Here is a 21,112-nt window from a genome sequence, read left to right on the forward strand (position 1 = left end):
AATTTCAAAATTAGTCACTGAGCTATACGTACTTCAGTAGATTAGTCACCTCAACGGGTTGAGTCGTTGCTGAGACAGAGGAATTAAGTGAATACTTCATATTAATTAAATTAGCGAGCAAATAGTGCATCAATAACATACTTATGCAGGTTATAATGGCCAGGGACAATGGTGTTGTGAGCAGTAAAAAAAGTCCTATGGGTAAGAAAAAGTTGTTAAAAGTTATTTGATTTAAATCCTTTAGACGAGCATTCGTCATCGCCAACTCTTCGCGCATGATTTGTTGTGGACTATTCTTATTAAGTTTGAGTTGATGTATTAATTGCCGGTCTTTCTCTGTAGCGATTAAAACTCGTAAAAGTGAGCTGAGTAGCACAATAGCGGATACGATAGGTGAAAGTGGTACTGCGACTACAGAAAAGGAGAATAACCCAAAAACTATTCCTATCGATAAGCCAGTGAGTAAGGAGCGAAGAAAATTTAGCTCTTTATTCTGCCATTCGATTGCTAAACGTGCTCGCTCTATACTCGTCGATTGATTATATTTTAAATCATGCTCCTTCTTGTCTTGTTGGTAGCGAATAATTATCACTAACATGTCAATAAACTGTGCTAGTGTCTCTAATTGCATTCCATGAAGACCTGCAGAATTTGAGTTTCTGTAAGATAACCAAAAAAATTGAGTCAGATTAACAACGCACCATAAGCTGTCATTGACAAGACTGTAGCATAAATCTCTTCGTATTTTATGATCAGTTCTTTCTTGGGATTCGGCCAAAATGAGCTGAATTAATAAACCAATGTTGGCTGAAAATCGAAGCATATAAAGAGAAAAACTCAGAATTCCTAATGACGTATCTAAAGGGGCAAAATCTCTTCTATTTTTTTGCGATTTTGCTAAATATTTTGCTAGGCCTTTACTACGATTAAGCTGCAGTCTTTTATCATTTAAGTCAGTCAGCTTGCTATTAAAAAACCTTAATGTGGATTCTAGTTTTGATGCACCAGAGTTGTCTTTACTCATCTTAATTTCATTAAGTAATAAATGATTTCATGATAAGCAATTGAATCTGTCAGAAGAGTGACAGCAAGATTACAAAATTGTAATCTAATTCATTAGGCTTGGTAGGCTTTTTTATGGTATAATTGGGCAAAATTTATGCAAAAAAGACTCTATGCGACTATTAATTGTTGAAGATCAAAAAAGAACGGCTGATTTTATCTGTAAAGGATTTAATGAGTATCAATTTCAAGCAGATGCGGTATATGATGGCGCAGAAGCAATCTATCAATTATCCGAAATTAACTACGATGTTGTCGTTTTGGATGTTATGTTGCCAATTATGGATGGCTGGACTGTACTTGAAAAGATTCGTGAACTAAAACCAGACTTACCTGTTTTGATGCTTTCTGCTTGTGACGATGTGGATAGTCGTGTCAGAGGACTTGAAATGGGAGCATATGATTACCTTATTAAACCCTTCTCATTCAATGAACTTCTCGCCCGTGTAAAATCCCTGTTGCGAAGAAAACCTCATGATAATCCTATATTATTAAGCATAGATGATCTTACCTTAGATTTACAAAAGCATACTGCAAAACGGGGTGAAAGGAAGTTAACTTTAACAGCAAAAGAATTTAAGTTACTGACGCTAATGTTGCGACGAAGTGGCGAGGTACTGTCAAGGACGAGTATTGCCGAGCAAGTTTGGGATATTCATTTTGACTCTAATACAAACATCATTGATGTGGCTATTAAACGTTTAAGGGAAAAAGTAGATACGGCAGACTCAACGAAATTGATCCATACAGTCAGGGGGGTAGGCTATGTATTGGAAGTCCGCTAAGTCAATGTCTATCACCAACCGCTTATTGTTGATATTTATCTGCTCCACCGTGCTGATATTGTCTGTAATTACTGGGTTAGTGTATCCCCCAATGAGAGAATTGCTCCAGCAGTCACATTTGAATCATGAGCATTATAGTTATTTATTAACTCAAGTCTGTATTAAAAAGTTCTTCGCAGGGCTTTGGTTTTCTACTTTGATCATCATTATAGCCAGTTATCTGCTTGCAAAAAAAAGTATGAAACCTATCAAAAAATTTACTGATGAGCTTGCATCTATTAGCGCATCATCCCTGGATAAACGATTACCTTATGAAGGAAATCCCAAAGAGCTGCAGGAATTAGCAGCGACTTGTAATAACATGTTGTTTCGAATCGAAAGTGCATTTAGCCATATCAAGCAGTTTTCAGCGAGTATGGCTCATGAATTAAGAAACCCGATTCACTATTTGCAAACCGCCACTGAAATAACCCTGGCAAAACCACAAACAGTTGAAACCTACCAAAATGTCTTACAAACTCATCTTGAAGAGTATCAAAATTTAAACCAACTTATAGAAAATCTACTTTTTTTAACTCGCTGTGAACATGGTCAGCTACCATTAAATTTAAAAAAATTATCGGCAAACCAATTAATCAGTTCGATTATTGAGTATTACCATCCCATCGCTCATGAAAATAGTATAGAAATTCAGGTTAATGGTGATGCTCAAATTGAAGTCGATGAACATTTATTTAAGCGCGTTATTTCAAATTTAATAGATAATAGCCTAGCTTATACCAACAAGGGTGGATGGGTACTAATAAGCATAGAAAAAACCAGCGATAACATTCAAATTTGTATAAGGGACAATGGGATTGGTATATCGAAAGAGCATTTACCTCTCTTATGTCAAGGATTTTATCGCGTAGATTATAGAACAACTCAGGAAAATGCAGGCCTTGGATTAGGTTTGACTATCGCTAAATCCATCATGGAACATCATAATGGCCGGCTTGCAATAGACAGCCAGCTAGGTTTAGGTACTCATGTTATCTTAACCTTAAATAAGTAAGTCTCTTCTTACATAACCAATCGTTACCCTTATGAACGAGTTGTTAGGTTTCATTGGCCATAAATTATCTCAACTGCATTAACGCTGCTGAGTTATGCGGGAGTTATGATATCTTAATCTCGGATTACGATGACATCTAATCTAAGTAGCAGTATGGATTTACCCCCGATCTTTTAAAAGGACATTGATTATGAAAAGTGGTACGCAATTAGTATCCGGATTTGCGCGTTCATTTATATCTGGACAAGCAATTTCAGATGCAACGGTTACTGTACTTGAAAATGAAAAATTAAAATTTCAGACCGACTCCGCCGGGAGATTTGGGCCATTTGAATGGCCTGTTGGGGAGCCCATTACTTTAGTTTTTGAGAAGCCAGGATCTTTTTGGTCTGGATATAAGACGACACAAACTGCAACCTTGATAGTTCCACCGGAAGGAATAAATGATGCGAATTTTCTAAAAAACATTTCATTCCAAGTCCCGTCAAACATTGCTTATAAATTTCTTTCTTTTGCTATGGGTTTGACTGAAGATCCACAAGCATGCCAGATTGCGGCGACAGTGACTCCTCCGAATACTACTATGGCTGATATTCCACAAGGTGTTGCAGATGTTAAAGTAACCCTATCACCCGGTGTAAATTCAAGAACATTTTATTTTGGTATTTTCCCAATTATCCACAAAACAAATCCTTTTATCAGAAAATTAGAGGCTACTTCACTGGATGGCGGTGTTGCATTTATCAATGTCCCGCCAGGTGATTATGTCATGGAAGCAAAAAAAGATAACATGCTATTTTCTAAAGTAGCAATTAAAGCCCGTAAAGGTGTTGTTGTGAACGCAAGTCCGCCACATGGGCCCACTCTGTTACAAGAACCTAAATCAAATGAAGTAGGAAAAAAAGCAAATCATTTTAATTTTTTTAAACCTGCATTAGCAATAGGATTAGTGACTGGTGCTTGCATAGCTGGAGCCGTGTTAAGTAGATCTTATTGAAAATATCCGCCCGGATTAGACAAGTTGTAATCCGGGTTTCTTACGGCTTTATTCTTGATATCCACTACAAAGTAATTCACCATGGTAAAAAATTCCCATAGGTGTGTTATTCGTGCAAATCAAAAATAGCAATAAAAATTTAGGTGTTTTGTTGTACCCGCGGGTTCAACCTATGGATGTAATAGGCCCTTGGGAAGTATTTGCTACCTGGAAGAATATCTTAGGTGGGGCATTAGAAATGTATTTAGTCGCAGAGACAGCAGAATTATTGCAGGGAGAGAATAATATTATGTTAAAACCTCACTGCGACTTCTCTAATTCGCCGCAATTTGATTTTTTGCTTATTCCCGGAGGTCCTGGTCGTCGGGAACAGGTATTCAACAAAGCGGTGATTGATTTTATTAGCCAACAAGCAGTGCACTGTGAATATATTTTATCAGTATGTACTGGCACTTTTCTGCTGAGGGCTGCCAATTTATTGCAAGATAAACAAGCTACTACTTATTGGCGAGCTATCAATGAGTTAAAAGCGGCCGGTGATGTCGAGGTAATTGAAAAAAGAATAGTTGTTTCCGGAAACATTTGGACCGCTGGTGGTGTTTCAAGTGGCGTAGATTTGGCTTTAGCGCTCATTGCTGAAATTGCAGGTACCGATACAGCGGGGAAAGTTCAACTATTATTTGAGTATTTTCCAAGTAACAAGGTTTATTGTCGAGAAGATATGATTAAAGGCTTGCCTCCTTACATGCCCCACATTCAAGAGAGCCCTGAAGTGTTGCCAGATTATGTCAAAAAGATAATTGTGGATGAGATATAAACTGTTTTGGCGGTTAAATAAGCTACCCTTTTCATGGGGGGCTATTATTAGAGAAATCTTTGATTTAGCAGGAAGGAGTCATATCTTACTTGGGTACAAGGGTGTGATCATGAGTATTGTCTTCCTTCAATTTGATTACTTCTTGCTTAAATAATGTGGATGCTTTTTTCGACTTCTCCACTTTTTCTGCCTCATCCTCCTTCTGGGAAACAGAATCCTCTGTCAATGATTCGGAGGCTTCTGTGATCAGCCCCTCTTTAGACAGTTTTTTAGATGCAACCGTATTCTCAGTCAGACTATGGCTCTCTCTTTTTAGTATTCCAATGTTATCTCTTGTCATTGTAGTGGTTATTGCAGTGGTGTTATCAAGGGTTTGTTGGCTTTCTATTTCATCAATGCTGTACACATGTTCGAATTCATGCATGACATGACATTCTCTTAGTCGGATCGCCTCAGCGTCATTTCTTATTATAACTGTAGCTATGTCAAGAGATTGTTTGGCTTTGCTCTCTGCTTCATCAAGGCCATGCATATGTAGCTGTTGCTTCTGCATATCTAGCTCTATCTCGTAAAATTCAGGAGGCATAAACGTTAGAGTTGCAGAAGTTGAAACATCATCGCGAATGATGCGTTCTAGATCAAAGTGGCTCTCAAGAAATGCTATTGGCTCATTTTTTTCAAGAGCAACTTGATGTCTGGCAAAAACCTGCCATAGATTTTTGATGCCGGAGAGTAATTTATTCACAGCCGATTTTTCTGCCTTCAATTCAGCAAGGGTATTTTCTTCAAGTTGTTTTAGTTGTTCCCGGAGTTGGGCCTTTTTTTCCTGTATTGTCGCAAGATCTCCTTTTCTTAGACCTTTCGCCTCATCAATTTGTCGTTGAATGTCTAAAACCTCCGCATCCAATTTTGCCAAAGCCTTATAGGTGGAAGGAAACATCTGTGCTTCTTGGCCATCAACGGGATCAAGCTTGGAAGAGCGGTTTTCCACAGGCTGATAATTGTCCAGAATATTCTCAACGGCTTTACGTCCTACTAGAAATGAGGCCGATTCTCTGCATAGAGAAATAAATTCGCTGTCAATCGTACGAATGCTTTGACCCACTAATACTTGTTTAACAGCTTTCATAATCGCCATGGGGGAAATAGGGACTTTTTCATGGTCTAAAAGGACATCAGGCAATTTGTAATCAAGGTTATTAATTTTCCCTTTTACATGGCTATGGAGGCTTGCAAAGAACGCTGATTGCTCTTGCGATGGAGTAGTCGTTGCTAAAAGAAATCCCTTTTTAATGAAGTTGTTAATGTCTTCTTTAACGGCAACAATACTACTATCTAGAGGGAGATCAACTACAGGAAATCCTACCTTCGGTGGAGCATGGATATTTTCCGCTGAGCTTAAGGAATAGCAAAGCCGGGGCATAATTACACTGATTAGTTTATTCGCATCCATTTTATTATCGGCTGCGAATTTGGTAAGTCCATCAATTACTTTTTGATGAAATTGATCAATGGGTAAGCCTTTACTTGAATTGGTAGCTTCTTCAATAGTACTAACAAATTGGTTCCATTTTTTGTGTCTCTTGTCATCGGTTTTTTCCTTACTATCCGTCCACTGCCGTTTTATGTCTTGCAATTCCTTTCTTAGCGCTAATTCTAATTTATTCTTTGGCCAAGGTGGTGAAGATTGAGCCGCTGCATATAAAGATTCAATTGGGGTAAAAATTTTGCTTTTATACTGTGCTACTTTTTGATACCGTTCCTCTGTTGCTTTCGCAATAGCCTGAATATAGGCATTTAATTTTTTATCTAACTCCGTAGGTGACAAGGCCTGCTTTTTGTTCTCCTCATAGAGTTCATTACAACAATGGGTGATTGCTTTGTCTATACCAGCAAACGTTTTCCCGAAGACTTCTATACCAAACTCTTTATTGTCTCCTATTTTTAGGCGGCACATTGCGCCTACATTTTTAGCTAGAAAATCTTCATGCATTTTTCTACGATTTAGATGGTCTTTCATTGATTCGCCAAAGCTTTTGTCTATACTGGCTTTAGCTCGGCCAATGGCTGCATTCTTCTTGGTTTCTAATTCGGCTATTTTTTTGTCGTAATCCTCTAATACTTTTTTCTTTTTTGCCTTAAGTGACGCTAATTCCTTTTTAAACTCTGTTCGTTTACTCATTGCCGCATCATATTCTTGATTAATCTGCTCTTTAATTTGCTTAAGTTTGGGAGTCTTCTCTGATATCTCAGACTCAGTATCCATAGGCATTTCAGCCAAAATGCGTTTGTTTAACTTTGCAGAGATAAATACTTCTGTGCGGTCGGCTCCTTCCCCAATGGAAATGGTCACGCCTTTCTTTTCATATTTGTCTTTGATGGAGAGGTTAGTTCGGCCGATGTGAAGTCCAATGTCTTGTTTTTTGTTGCCATAAAAGCCCCATGCAGGGAGTTTAAAAGGAACACCAGCTTGAGGGGCATGGGATTTAAACTCGATAGTCAACGAGGGTTGTAATTGCTCAGGGGTATATATCCCTTCAAGCGATTGGGCGGGGTTGCTACTCTTTAGTTTGACGTCATACCTATAGGATGAAAAATACAGTTTTTTCAAGAGGGAACCTTTCAACGAGGTAATTGCAGGTCCTGTAATGGGGGCAAGCGTCTCTTCCTTTTTCAATCGGATATCATACAGGCTCCAAGGAGGAGAAACCGGTGCTGCTTTAAACCGATTGGCCTCATCTTGGTTAATCAAAATTACTTTGGGATTTCCTTCTTCTCGAGCGAGGAAATATTGCAGTGGAGGGGTTAGGTTTCCATGCTCTAAGTCTAATTGCTCATCCAGCAGATAAGTAGGGCTGCACCGAACCGGATCGTTTTCATTGAATAAATGGGACATATGAGCAATGCTACTTGCTCGTGGTAACTGCTCCATGTTTTCACTGCTAGATAAATAAGACATGGAGACTGGCTCAAAGGGAAAGTCATATTTTTTGAGTTGGGCGTCAACCACCACTTCTTCATTGGCGACTTCCGAAAAGGAGTGGGTTTGTGTCTGATTTTGACTTTCGGATTGACTCTCAGATTGGTTTTCCGTTTCTGAATGAGATTCATTCATTGTGCTTGCGGAAGGAATAATAAATTCATCACTGAGTTGTGCCTCACGTTTTTGGATAATGCGCTGTTCCATCTCAAGATAGGGCTGTTGATTCGTCGCCAGAGGTAGGTTCATTTTCTGTCTGGCGAGATTGACTTCGCTAAAGACAGTGGTCAATTGCTTCTCAAAGGAGGTCTTTAAATCCCTGATAAAATCCTCTTTCTTCACATGGCCATAGGCTTTACCGTATTTGGCATATAAATCAGTGCTGCTGCCAGAAATAAAGGGGGAGATGTTGTTTAAGGCTTTGATGCATTCACGGAAGGCTTCAACTTGCGTTTCAGTCAGGGTTGGCGACATTAACTTCGTAAGCTCTGCTTGCTGCTGCAAAATGGCATTTTTTATGACGGCGTCTAACTCCATCGTGAGCAAAGAAACGTTGCTTAAATTGCTCTCAAGTTCTCTCTGCCTTAGCCAGAAGGCAATATCATTGCCTGTCAGCGTGTGTTCTTTCTTAAGTCCTAAATAGCTAATTATTTTTTCTCGAACAGTATCAGGCACTGCGGTAGAGAAGGATTGGCCTGATGTTTTATCGACAATCTTTCTCATCCGCATAATGGCTTGTTTGTAGTCATTGTTCGTGACCGTGAAATTCAAAGTGAGTAGGGCATGAGCACCATCCATCTGTTTGATGTCCGCACCACGTGAGTGGCTTTGGTCATAATAGGTAAAATAACTGCCTTCTCGATCGGATTCACTGACCATCTCTGGGGTTAAATCAACAATCTTTTCCTTATTGGCAGAATCCAAGACCAATAATTTTTTCATATTGGTCAGATCATCATAGAAGATCACCCCTTTCAGTGGGCTTGCCTGACTTTTCAGTTGCATCGCTATTTCTTTGGCAACGGCACGATTGGAAGATTTGCACAAGCCGCCGACATCAATCAGTGTTCTTGTATTGGGTGAAAAGGAACTTGCTAATTGCTTAATTAATGCCGTGGTATAGTCTTCTCCTGTTTGGGTAAAGCTGGTTGTATTCAATGGAGTGGTGGCCTGGCAATTTTTCCTGCCCATAATGCCTAAGGTCATGTTGCCATCTGCCGCAGGGTCAAGCATGTTGACTTTAAAATGAGAGGAGGTATCCCCTGCTGTGCCTGAAAAACCAATCACAGCATCATTAGCAGTACCTTGCTCGTAGCGATTGCTGTTGGCTTTTCCCGCATCAAATTTAACTTGCTCTTGAATGACGGTACGAGCCAACATTTTGCGAAATGCGGTGGGTGGAATTTGTCCCTCTTTCATGCGCGGTTCAAGCGTTGCGAAATACTGTTTTCGCGCTTCATTGCGAATGAGTGGATCTTCAATTTCTGCTAATGCTTTAATTTCCTGAACGAGTGTTTTAAATTCCGGATCGAGTTGTCCACTTGATGGGTTTAAGAACGGGGTTTCACCAATGCCTTTTCTAAAGGCGTCAATTAAAAACTCTAAATGCGGTTGTTCGTTGAGTTCTGTTCTTGGGTCAAGGTAATACAGCAAGCTAGTAATGGCAGTCACCTCGGGGTTGTCAAATCGTGAGCCTTGAGGTTTGGGCGTGTTGGCTGCGGAATAAGGGATGGCTATCAATAAAGGGGTTCTGGATGAAGCGTCTTTTCCTGTTCGAAGGGCTTCATAATCATACAATTTTGAACCGTCTTTGGCGTTTTCAAACCAAACACCAAAGTCAGTTCCTGGTTCTTTTTCCGTAAAAATACTGAGCATCACTGGATTGGTCAGGATAGCGCGGATTAAATAAATTTCCGTGCTGTTTGCTGCTGTGACGGAAGCCGGTTGTTTGACTTCCAATGAGGTGATGTAGTTAAACAGACTGTGGTCGTCATCGTTGATGCCAAACTGTTGGAGCAGGGTGGTTGCCAAATGCGTAACGGATTTATCCTCTGAAGCTTTGATGGTTTGGGTAATCACTTCTAACGGATAAATTTCAGTGCTATCCAGTGCGATTTTCTCACCTGCCGTATAATTGACTTCGGTGGTGGCTGGGTCTTGTGTTGCATCCAACTCGTCAAACACAGAAATGGTTTCTAATGAACGAATTTCATTCAGCAAAGAGATGCATTCCATCAGCTCTTTTTGTTGTAAAGGCTCGTTACTGGCTCGCAGCAGCAGGTCTAAGAAAATCTTGGCTTGGCACTCTAAAGAATTGCGGACACTAGGCGCTTGTACTAGAACCTCTCGGTTTTCCCTCACCCGTTGATAGAGCATCAATCTCTTTTTCAAATCAGCCTTGGCATCTTGCAGTGATTTTAAGCGCGGGCTCTTTTCACCCATGTTGGATTCGGGATCGGTTGCGATGCGATAACGCTGGAAGTCATCTTTGACCGCGCGGCGGCCGAGAATGTTTGTCAGCGTGAGAGACATATCGGCGGTATTGGTTTCAAGTGCTGATTTGGGCACAATAAAGCGAACCAGTTTTTCTCCGGTTTTATACAGTGCCACTAACGGCAACAAAGAGGTTTTGCCAAATCCCATTCGAGCTTGTGCGGCATCAATTTTATCGGGATCTGTCTTGTCATCGAGCAATAATCCATGGAAAATACTGACCTGACGCGCATTACAGCGATGACCAAATTCGGATTCAAACAGCAAGAAAGCGCGCTGCATTTTTTGCTCTTGTTCAACCTTTAAAACCTCTTCTTTCGTGGACTTCTCATCCAAAGGCAGCTCAGATTCAAGAAGTTTATCAAGTTGGTAGTTTCTTCGGGTATGCAACATGGCAAGGGCCTTGGAATCTTGCCCCATGTTGAAAGTCTCTTGGATATCATTTAAATGATCCAATTCAGTTTTGTGATACAACAGTCGGGTGGTACCGTTTTTAAGGACAATCTCAATTTGGCTCCGTTCTTTTTCAGGGAAATAAGCCAGAATGCTGCTGTAGTCATTTAAGAGATAAGCTGAATTCAAATCGGCAAAAGTAATTTCTGAAGAAGCTTTTTCTAAGGTGGATGTCAGTTTATCGAGTGCTAACAAATACGCCATGTTGCATTTTCTTTGAGCCTCCGCGACTCGTTGCACCAACTCTTTCCGGTTGCTCTTATCGATGGAATAGCGGCCGCCATTGACAGCCGTTTGATACAAGAAGACTTGCAGTCTGTCAGAGATGGTACGGATCTGATTTCGCTCAAATCCCAGCTCAGCCAGGTATCCTGCGATTTTCGCAGGCGAATAAAATTCACTGGGATGGCGGTCTAATTGGTATTTGTTCGCCATGCCGTCGGCTGGGTGGATCCATTTTGCGTCTTGCATTTGCTTAAAGAGGGTTGCGACATGCGCTTTCGTTAATCCGCCAAGCCCAGTATGTTCAGGCGTGATACTAAACAACTTTTCAAGCGTATTGGTATTAAACAAGCCATAGTTTTCGTAATAATACCCCTCTTCCTGGGCATCCACGGAGGCTTTAAATTGCCCTAAACTGCGTAAACGTTCTTCAAGTTCAATCTGCTCTTTGTCAATAAGCGCGTGTGGGTTTTTATACCCGGCAAATTGGACTAAGGGGCGACCTCCGATGGACTCAATGGGCATTTCGGAAGTCTTGGCATTGATATTAATAGGTTTTTGCTCACCCGTTAGCACCGGCGTGATTGTTTTGGAAAACACGCGTTGTAATTCATTATCAGCGGCAAATTCAGATTGTATGGCGCGCCATAGTTCACTGAATTGATTGAATGGAATGACACCGGATAGCGCTTGGATTTGTTGGACTTCTTTGGTGAATTCAGCGACTAAATGAGGGTAGGCACTTCTATCCCAGTCACTTAATTTACCGCTTAAAGACGCTTCTCGTTCTAATAGATGATGTTGCAGTTCTGTCCCAATCAACATGAGCTTGGCAAAGCGCTCCTCCATTGTGGGCGATTCTTTTTCTTGATAGTGTTCTTTGAGGTTTCTTAATGCCTCAAGCTCGCTGGGTTTTAAAGGGGATTTGGGGACATTGGCCCCTAAGGATTGGTTTAATACCGTGGTTTTACCGGGTATTAATCCTACATGAAGAATACTTTGAAAATCTTTGGCGTGAACGGTGTCTTCTCGCACATCAAAGGTTCGCAAATGGTTGGCTGTGGCATAAGCCTTATGCAAGGTGTTCTTGCTTTGTAAATACGCTTTTTTGGCCTCTTCATAATGCGTCGTAAGTTGCTCTCTGTCCTTGCCTCCTTCTTTATAGGCAACATAAGCTTCTTGCATTGCGTCTCGTAATTTTAAATGCTCTTTCTCAAGGGCTTTAACGTGTTCTGAATCGGGAACAAACACAAAGTATTCAGGATTCTTAATTTCTTTAATTCGAGACTCACTCTGTTTAATTTGCTTCTCGATTCTATTTTTGGCTTGTTGGCTTAATAAATCGGAGTGGGTAATTAAAGAAAGGTCTTTTTGCAAACCTTGGATTTTCTGAGTCAGTAAGCGGACTTCATTAACCTCCGAGTCGGTCAATTCTTTTTCCGTGAACGCGCTACCTTGTTCCGTGACTTTAAGATGTTTTCTAGAGGCCTTGTCGGTGAGGTTATCCGCAACAAAGTAATCTCCTTTTTTTTCCTGAATGACATATTTGGCAATGGCAGGGACATACACACTGTTTTCATCGATTCGGATGAGTTCATCTTGTGGGAAAGCTCGGGACAAATCCTCAATCATCGAGAAGTCGCCCGTAATATCGATGTTGATAGTGGTTTGCAGGCCATGGTGGTCTAATAAAACGCCAGTCCATCGTCCATTTTGCTGGGAAAGCTGTAGAATGGGTTTAAAGTCAGACGTGTAAGCGTGTATGTTTCCTTTTGAATCAATGAAGAAATGTTCAGCATTCAGCCTGCTTTTTAGGGCCAGGGGGACTGAGTCCATCTTTTCTGGAGAAATGTACTGAAGCATTTCCGCCTGACCGTTTAATGTTCGTAACTCCCTCTGAACAATAAGATTGCCATCAAGTTGGATGACTGAGGCTTTGACTTCGTTGTCTTCCACATAAACAAAGCCGCCGCTTTGAGGCTTGAAGGGAAGATTGTTAAGTCCTAATTCCTGCAAAGCGACATGCGATTGCAGGTAAGTAGGCATTACCCCTAATTTACTATTGCCCACATAAATAACACCGTGTAGCACATCTAAGCTTTTGTTGCCGCCTAAGGTAATAAAGCCTGGAATGTCTGAAGAGGAGGGTGAGGAAATGTTGACTTTAGGGCCATCAAATTTTTGGTCACGGGCATATTGACTAAAAACGCTATTAAAGAGTTCAGCCCGATTATTAACCGCTAACTGGCTTGAAAATTCAAGCAGTTGCTCGTGTAGCTGATTGATATTAGTCTGAGCTAAGGACATTTCTCGGGTGTATTCAAAATTGGTTTGAAGATTATCAAGAACATCTTCAGACGCTTGGTCAAGAATTAATTGATACGCTAAATTAGCACAGATCAATTGGGCATAGAGCGTATCCAGAACCTCAGTATTGATGGGCTCTTGCAGAAGCTCATGTTTAATTTTTAACGACAGTAAATTAACTTCTTTTGCAAATCCTAGTAATCGGTCTGACCCTTCTGTATTTGAGGCATCTGTGAACGTAGTAATTAACTCCATTGTCTTGGGTGTATCATAGATATCTTGATACTTGGTATTGTTTTGAAAGAGTTTGGGTGAAAGATTGGCGCACCGAAGTAAAAGCTCCTCGATGAAGGCTTGATGGGGGGTATAAAGGTTACACCACTCACTGTCATTAAAACGTGGCTCATTAAATTGAAGTGCCTTTAAGAAATTGAGCAGTTCATGTTTTTCTACCTCTGTGGCCTGTTGAAAGGCATCTAGCAACGCTCTAGAAAAAAGTTCGCGGCCTTGCGTGCTGTTAATGCCGTCAGTAGACAGCAGTAAGTCTGGATTGGAGTAGTAGGCAAGAAATTGATGGGCGAGTAAAGCATCCCCATTACGCATGCCTAAGCGATCGGCTAATTTGCGTAGCCTGGGATCACTCCCTGTACCTGATTTTTCTTGACCATAGGATGTTAACGCGATTTGTAATCCTTTTTGCCCCTCATAGAGCCCTTCTAAACTCACAGGGGATTCATGTAATGCAATATCTATTTCTTTGAATAGAGTAATATCCTTCGGTTCTGTTCCCCCGGGCGCTAGCATGGCAATTTTTCTTGACATGGCGCCATCAGGAGGCACAATCAGCCGTTCCCATTGTTTAATGGTTGAATAGAATTTTGAGTTAACTGTGGCCTTTCCAGACTCATCTCCCGGAATTTGTGATAGGCTCAATTTGATTAAAGCCGTTAAGACTTGCACGCGCTCATTATTTTCTAATTTTAGAAAAGAATCTTTAATGGAATTTCCATCGTCTCTGTAGTGATCAATCAGGGTGTTGGCTATCTCCAATACCAATTCTTGCGGTGGGGGGTAGGGTAAATTAAAAATTTTGGCCGCAGAAAGGTGACAGAATTCGTTAATACGCTGTGCTTTATTCTCTAAGGAGCTATGTCTTTTTAATTGATGCAGATAATTTTTTACCTCATGGAAATAGCGTTCGCATTCTGCTTTTGACTCCCCTTCATGATGAGGCATTGGGTGCTCTCGTAAAAAGGTTAAGGTGCTCCCATCCATTGCTTCCTTGGCTGTCTGTGATAAGAAAACTTCATTGGGCAGTACAAATGCGTTGGTCTTTGTAAAACTTTCATGTTGCGCTAATAAGTCCCTTTGGTTTAGCTGAACCGGCGCTAGTGCTGGTGTTTTTTCTTTAGGTTTAGAGACAGTGCTTCCCATCACTTTTTTAAATCGCCTTAAGATGAGGCTTGCCATTTTCTTACGTTCCTGGTGAAACGTGTCGATTTCTTGTTCGCTAATCGGTTTCCACCCCAGGTTTTTCATTTGTTCTGTCGTCAATTCTATGGGATAGCCTGCCTCCTTAAGGGCTGCATATTTAATGTTTGCCTTTTGCTCTATAAAATGATGAAACGCATGATTAATGCCCTCACGGAGAGCAGATTCGGATTGATTTGGCTTTTGAATTCTGTATAAAAGGTCGGGGCTTGTGTGTTGTAACCAAATTTTAAACATCTCACGAACCCAGACCTCTTTAATTTCTTCTGGAATCGGTTGTTGACTGATTTCTTGTGCCTGCTTATCCATCCTAATGAATTCTTGCTTGGCACTTGCAAGTGAGGTCAGATTGCTTGCGTCAGCAAAGTCGGTGTCTAATATGACTTTTCGTTCGACAATTTCACCCACTTGCGTTTTAAGCTTTTGATTTAAATGCTGGATTTTGTAAAATACGGAGTCAGGTTTGAACGTATTTTTTCCTTGTTTAAAAAACTCGGCACGCTTTGATGCGGATTGTTGATACATTTCTGGATTGCGATCTTTCTCAGTTCCCATTTTTCCCGCGGAAAGGTCATCAAGTATTCGGTACTCGGCATTCGTTTGTAGATGATTATTGATAATTTTCTGGCGAGACTGATTTAGGAGCAGATCTCGATTCGCTATCCCATTTTCAATGTCTACTTGAAACTCTTTTAACTTACTATCTAAGGTTTCTTCAGCACTGGCAAGCTCACCTTGGGCTTGGACAAAAGCATGGCTTACCGCATTAATGGTCTGTAAATCCTTATGGTTCCCTTGTAACCTGTCAACCAAATCCCTTGCCTTGGCAATTTTATTCGCCGGTGAACCTTTAACATTAGCAAGTTGTTGGAGGTATTGAATTTTAGTAGAAACAGACGTATGCAACTTTTCATACTCTTGTTGTTCGCTTTTCAAGAGGTCACGACGTAGCTCTAAATTTCTTAACCTTACAGAACTTCTGTCTGGATTATCGAGCTTTTCTTCTGCAATTTGTTTCTCAATGAACCTTATATTTGTGCGAGCTTGCTTAAGCATGAGAAATACTCGGTTTTGGCTTACAGCAAGCTTTTTAATAGCACTTTGCAGTGATTGTTCTGTTTTATCCGCACTGTCTTTAAGTTTTTCCTCAAAGGTTTTGCGTTGCGTTGGGTAGACTTCTTTGACGTACCGTGCTTCAATTTCTGGTGAAGCATTGCGTAAATAATCTAACAGACCAATCACTTTGGGATTGGTTAATGATTCTTTATTTTTGACAACCAATTTAAAGAAGGTCGCCTTGTCAATTTCCCTTTGTTTCCCGCCAATATTAATTTCAATTTTAATGTTGTCTTTTCTGGCAAAACCTTCAGTAAAGCTGACAATATTGGCATTTTCTAAATCATGGAGTGTCACTTTCTTGGAAGCCTGGCGATAACTGGCATGGGGTAATCGTTCATTTTCTGATTGGATATGGCGCTCATTGACGCTAAGCTTTTTAATCTGATGGTTGAGTAATTGGATCGTTGCTTTCCAGGCTTGAGCCGCAGCATGCTCACTTAACTTCTCCAGGGCATGGGGTTCTATCTTACCACTCGAATCCGTTTTTAAAGGCATTACTGCGGAATCCCAGTTGAATGAGGAATTTTTGGCGGATACGGCAGGCGAAAAAATTGCTTCAATTTCTTGTTGTCGCTTGCCTTGCTTTAAGAATAAATAATAAGATTTTGCATGGCTTGCAATTTTGGCATCAATACGCTGTATTGCTAATTGATTGTTACTATTCTTAACTTGAGCCAGTTTTTCTCTGGCATCCAGCAAGGCTTTAAAATATTTCTGATAATATTCCTTAGATGGCGGTTCTTTGACCTCACATAATCGCCTGGATACCTCTTGCAATTCGGATGGAGATAAATATTCGGGCTCAATGCCTTGAAGCATGGGGACATATTCATCATTAATAAAACGGCCTTTTCCCCGTTCAATGTCTTTCAGTAATCCATCTCGTTGTTCAAGTAAGGTAGCGAGCCTAAATTTTTTATAAGTGGATTTACCGAGCTCGTAGAGTTCGCAGGATTGTGCTTTTTTGGCAAAACAGTTTTGGGTATTTTGGGGGCGCTGTAGTAAGTCGCCAAATTTAGGAGGTGCATCAGGAGAGGCGATAGAGCCAAAGTGCTCCATGTAGTAGGCGTATTTGAAGGACTGTTGCCTCAGCGCTAACACCCGCCTTAACCATCCCATATGGCTTCGCTCTTCCATTGAAGAACTCTTAAGATTATGCTCTATGTGCGTTTGTGCGTGGCCTGCTGGCGATTTGGTGCGTATTAAATAACTTAAATAATCCAGGCCTTTTGCTGAAATTAAACGTTCCTGTGGAATAGAAAAGGACAGTTCATTTTTTCTCATTGCCCCACTGCTTCGAAGACGTGATAGTTTTATTAAACCGATAAAACTCTGGCTAAGCGATGTATTTTCCAAAGCGCCCGAGGAGTCGTAAGTCGATAATTTAAATTCATTACCTACTTTTTTGATGACCAGTTGCATTGCATGCTTTTCTAATCCTGTTTCCAAATATAAGGATTGGCCATCTTCTAGCTCAGCGCAGGCTTGCTGTAATGCTTTACTGGCGGTTTTAAGTCGCTTTTCAAATGCTTGTTGTTTTTTATCAAATTCTTCAGATTTTTTGTAACCCTGTCCATCTTTTTCGTATCCTCCCCAAGAGGTACATACCGCATATAGAGCATTACTTAAGTCGCGTGAGCGCTCCATGTTTTGTTGGTAAAGCTCTATCTGAGCTCTTTCGCTTTCTGATAGATGTAACCCATATTGACTAAAGTATTCAGGGGAGTGGACTATTTTGTCGACCACCTCTGACTCGAGTGCGGTAACAAAAAAAGGAACTCCTCCGATGGCACAAGCATGCTCTCCTTGTAAGGGATTATCTTCTTTAGGGATTACCCGTTTAATTGCTCTATTTATTTGGTTAACCTTGTCATCACTATCTTCTGGTTCTGTTAAAGATCCGATCACATTCAGCAAATCACCATGATTGTTACTTTTGGTACCAGCAACCATTTGTGATGCCAGGACCATTCCGAATCGAGACATGATCTTTTTTGTTTGGTTTTCGACTGTAGTTTCCTGAGCCTCTTGTAGTTCACCTACCCTTGATACTTCAGTTATATTGGCGATGCGTTGTGCGCCATGGACGCGCATTTCCTCTATAGATTTTTGCTCTTCTGCTGAGATTTCGACCTTATAGGGATTTTTATTTTTTGGTTTAACATCAAAAAAACCGAAAAATACAAACGCATTGAATAAAAAGTTTTTGGCATCAGACCAGGCTTTAGATAACCAGGATGGTTGCGATTTTTTAGGCTCTTCAACCGGTGGGGGATCTGGCTTTTTATTGCGAAGCTCTAAATTAACCTCATCAATCTTTGCAATTACTTTTTTCCATTCATCTAACTCCCAGTGAGGATTTCCCTGCTGTTCTTGCCAAATCTTATTATCAGACTCTTGCCAAGTGTTTTCTTGCTTCCGTCGGTCTATTTCAGCGCTTAATGCAAGATGGAATGCTTTCTCATGTTCAAGGTGGTATGTGCTCAGTTTATATTCAAGAAAAAACAACTCCTCATTCTTTGCTAATTCAAGGAATGTTTTCTTTGCCTCATCATGAGTCAGGTTGGACAGGGTTTTTGTGATGAACTTTTTGGCTAAATCTTCCAGTTGGGCATTTACACCGATATTTTGTTGAGTCGCTTCAGAAAGAGCATCCGCTTTTTCAGGATCTTCGCGAATTTGCTGTTCGCGCTTGGTTAAGAATTGTTGTAGGACTCTTCGACGATCGTTGTCCGTTATTTTTTGCAGAACGACTGAGCGCAATATCTTAACGTCATCGATATTAAGATTTTCTATGAACGAACCAATTTGTTGTAACTCTACAAAGGAAAATAGATTAACAAATTCTTCAGTGTATCTAGCCATGTATAACCCTTCAGGATTTTATAAGTTGTATAAAACAATTAATCAAGTGGATCAATAATTGATTTATATGTTTATATTATTATCGTACATTTGGCAGTTTTTAGCGTGTTTGGGGCGGCAAAAGACTAAAAACTTACTCTGACGATAGAAATGATTTAGCTACCCTTCCAAAGTAAGATTGCTCTTATCTAAATTATATGTTTAAAAAATTAACAAAATATGAGTAGGCCTAAGTTAGCCAGTGATTTACATTGTCATTTGGAGTGACTTCGAATTATTTCGAGACGATTTAGAAATATTGATATGATAGACCTGGGCGGCTTTATTATGTGGATTGCAGGCGAGAGTCTTTCCTCTGAGTCTATATCTATCGACTCTTCTTAATTTATCAGTCATGAAATATATTAATAATTAGTAATTTTAAAAGTTCGCTTAAAATTCAGCTTAATAGGGTAAGGGAAAATTTTTGATGAAATTAAGATCGTATAATCTTTTAACTTGGATACCGCATCTTTTCTTATTTTATAAAGAAAAAGTATTTCGCAAGTTGCTGCCGATAACGTTAATTATTACTGCTTATGCTGTAATAATTGCCTCTTTTTTTGAAAATACCCAAGGTTATAACTTAGGGCAATTCCACTTGATATTTAGCTTTATTTTAACCGTGATCATTGGTTTTAGAGTCAATAGTAGTTATGGGCGGTGGTGGGAAGGTCGTACTTTGTGGGGTTCCATTGTGAATAATTGCCGTAATCTTGGGTTAAAATTTGATGCTTTTGTAGGTTTAAAGCAGCATCCTGAATTTTATGAGCTTTTGAGAAAATTGCCAGTGATTATCAAAGATCATCTGCGAAAGAATACCAAGCAACTAGAGAGACAGCTCCTTTCTCTTTGCATCCATGATTTGAATTCACAGAATCCAGTATTATTGGTAACAAAACGTATGTATGTCATGATCAATAGATTACGCCAAGATAATCTATTGCAGCTAGAACAATATTTAGCTTTGGATTCTCATCTAGTGAATTTAATTGATGCAGTAGGTGGGTGCGAGCGAATTGCTAATACGCCTGTTCCGCCAGTATTTTCTTATTTTGTTAAACAAGCGTTGCTTTTTTATGTACTCATTTTTCCTTTTGGCTGGTCTGACACATTTGGTTATCTAGTTGTTCCTGTGATGGTAATGATTGTCTATGTTTGGTTGGGTTTAGAAATTTTATCGGAAGAGTTGGAAGAACCTTTTGGCAAAGGAGAAAATAACTTGCCTTTGAACCTTATTGCCAAAAATATTGTCAGAAATATTGAGCAAATTTCTGAACCACTTTAAGGTAGGATGCAAAAATAAAAAGAGATGCAAATCGGATCACTGATGCGATTGAGCAGTCAAAATTGGAGTTTAAGTGAGTTCGTGTAGAAACTGTGTTGATGTTTAGATTTACTTGAGCAAGCATTTCTAAGCGATTACACTAATATGGACTAGAGGTGCTAGTTCAAATGCGGGTGTAGTTCAATGGTAGAACTTCAGCTTCCCAAGCTGATAGCGTGGGTTCGATTCCCATCACCCGCTCAATGATGTAGAAAATAAAAGCCAACTACCAATTTGGCATAACTTATTGCCTCGATTTTAAAGGGAAATCCATGCCTTTTAATAAAATGAACAAATGGCTTAACGAGGAAAAGGAGTTAGGAGTTGCGGTGAATAGTGCTGTTTTAGCAACCGTTTCGCCACAAGGTATTCCTCATAGTCGTGTTGTTGCTATTCGGGAAATTAAAGAGGATTCTTTAATTTTCTTTACACAAAGAAAAACTCGAAAAGTTACCGATTTGCTAAATAATCCTGCTGCTTCAATGAATTTTTTCTTAGCCTTGCAACAACGACAGATTGTTATGGATGGCATTACTGAACTACTGACACAGGAGGAAAATAGTCTGTATTGGAATGGTTTGCCGCGAGAGAGGCAATTGCGGTTTTCAACTTATGCGCCTATTTCCGGGCAGCCTATACAAAGTTTAAATGAATTAGATAAAAGAAAACGAGAGCTGGAAGAATTATTCAGGAATAAAGATATCCCCATGAGCGATTTTTATTGTGGATTTCGCTTCATACCGAAGATGTTCCTTTTTTACTCGGTTGGTTCTATCACTTTTTCAGAGGTCACAAAATTTACCAGGGAGAAAGATTTTTGGTCTGAGCAACTTTATTCTCCTTGATATTTCGTCAAATATTTGTGCGTCTGAAGCTTCTGAACAGGGTGGGTTTTCCTACTTAATCTCAAAATCTGTTTATTTCGGTTTTATTAAAAATTCGATTAAGAATCAAACCCTATTCTCGCCTCAGGTAATGCATAAGGGGCTATGTTTGTATAGCTGATGTGATTTTTTATTTATCATAAAGTATTTAAAATATTCTTTTTTTTTATTATGCTGCTATCACAGTTTTCTGGATAGTGATCAATGTCTGCTTGGA

General features: G+C 39.9%; 8 protein-coding genes and 1 tRNA gene. 7 read left to right on the plus strand and 2 right to left on the minus strand.

What is annotated here, in order from left to right; genetic code table 11:
* Positions 1 to 22 precede the first annotated feature (22 nt).
* Positions 23 to 1,024, minus strand: coding sequence for a hypothetical protein (locus tag Lbru_RS01395; protein WP_058440389.1), 1,002 nt, complete (start codon positions 1,022 to 1,024; stop codon positions 23 to 25).
* A gap of 151 nt (positions 1,025 to 1,175) precedes the next feature.
* Here Lbru_RS01395 and lciR point away from each other — a divergent pair, with 151 nt between their 5' ends.
* The 4 genes from lciR (at position 1,176) to Lbru_RS01415 (ending at position 4,715) form a co-directional block, all read left to right on the plus strand.
* Positions 1,176 to 1,847, plus strand: a complete 672-nt coding sequence (gene lciR / locus Lbru_RS01400) for a copper-responsive two-component system response regulator LciR (protein WP_058440390.1) — start codon at positions 1,176 to 1,178, stop codon at positions 1,845 to 1,847.
* Positions 1,828 to 2,901: an ATP-binding protein gene (locus Lbru_RS01405; protein WP_058440391.1), complete on the plus strand. Its 1,074-nt coding sequence runs from the start codon at positions 1,828 to 1,830 to the stop codon at positions 2,899 to 2,901. Before lciR ends, Lbru_RS01405 begins: the two co-directional genes overlap by 20 nt.
* A 190-nt stretch (positions 2,902 to 3,091) precedes the next feature.
* Complete coding sequence (locus Lbru_RS01410; RefSeq protein WP_058440392.1) at positions 3,092 to 3,898, plus strand: hypothetical protein; 807 nt, start codon at positions 3,092 to 3,094, stop codon at positions 3,896 to 3,898.
* A gap of 112 nt (positions 3,899 to 4,010) precedes the next feature.
* Positions 4,011 to 4,715 (plus strand): DJ-1/PfpI family protein, encoded by a 705-nt coding sequence (locus Lbru_RS01415; protein ID WP_238583801.1) that lies wholly within the window; start codon positions 4,011 to 4,013, stop codon positions 4,713 to 4,715.
* A gap of 85 nt (positions 4,716 to 4,800) precedes the next feature.
* Here the strand turns inward: Lbru_RS01415 and Lbru_RS01420 are convergent, their stop codons facing one another.
* A complete protein-coding gene (locus tag Lbru_RS01420) occupies positions 4,801 to 18,645 on the minus strand; it encodes a DUF3638 domain-containing protein (protein WP_065235404.1) in 13,845 nt (4,614 codons plus the stop codon).
* Between the two features lie 469 nt (positions 18,646 to 19,114).
* Between Lbru_RS01420 and Lbru_RS01425 the strand changes: the two genes are divergently transcribed.
* From Lbru_RS01425 to Lbru_RS01435, 3 genes are all read left to right on the plus strand, one after another.
* On the plus strand, positions 19,115 to 19,972 hold the full coding sequence (locus tag Lbru_RS01425; protein ID WP_058440394.1) for a bestrophin family protein: 858 nt from the start codon (positions 19,115 to 19,117) through the stop codon (positions 19,970 to 19,972).
* 169 nt (positions 19,973 to 20,141) lie between these two features.
* A tRNA-Gly gene (locus tag Lbru_RS01430) sits at positions 20,142 to 20,212 on the plus strand.
* Between the two features lie 71 nt (positions 20,213 to 20,283).
* Positions 20,284 to 20,856: a pyridoxamine 5'-phosphate oxidase family protein gene (locus Lbru_RS01435; RefSeq protein WP_058440395.1), complete on the plus strand. Its 573-nt coding sequence runs from the start codon at positions 20,284 to 20,286 to the stop codon at positions 20,854 to 20,856.
* The last annotated feature ends 256 nt before the right edge of the window (positions 20,857 to 21,112 follow it).

Origin of the sequence: Legionella brunensis (assembly GCF_001467025.1) — a bacterium.
In the GTDB taxonomy this organism is placed as follows: Bacteria; Pseudomonadota; Gammaproteobacteria; order Legionellales; family Legionellaceae; genus Tatlockia; species Tatlockia brunensis.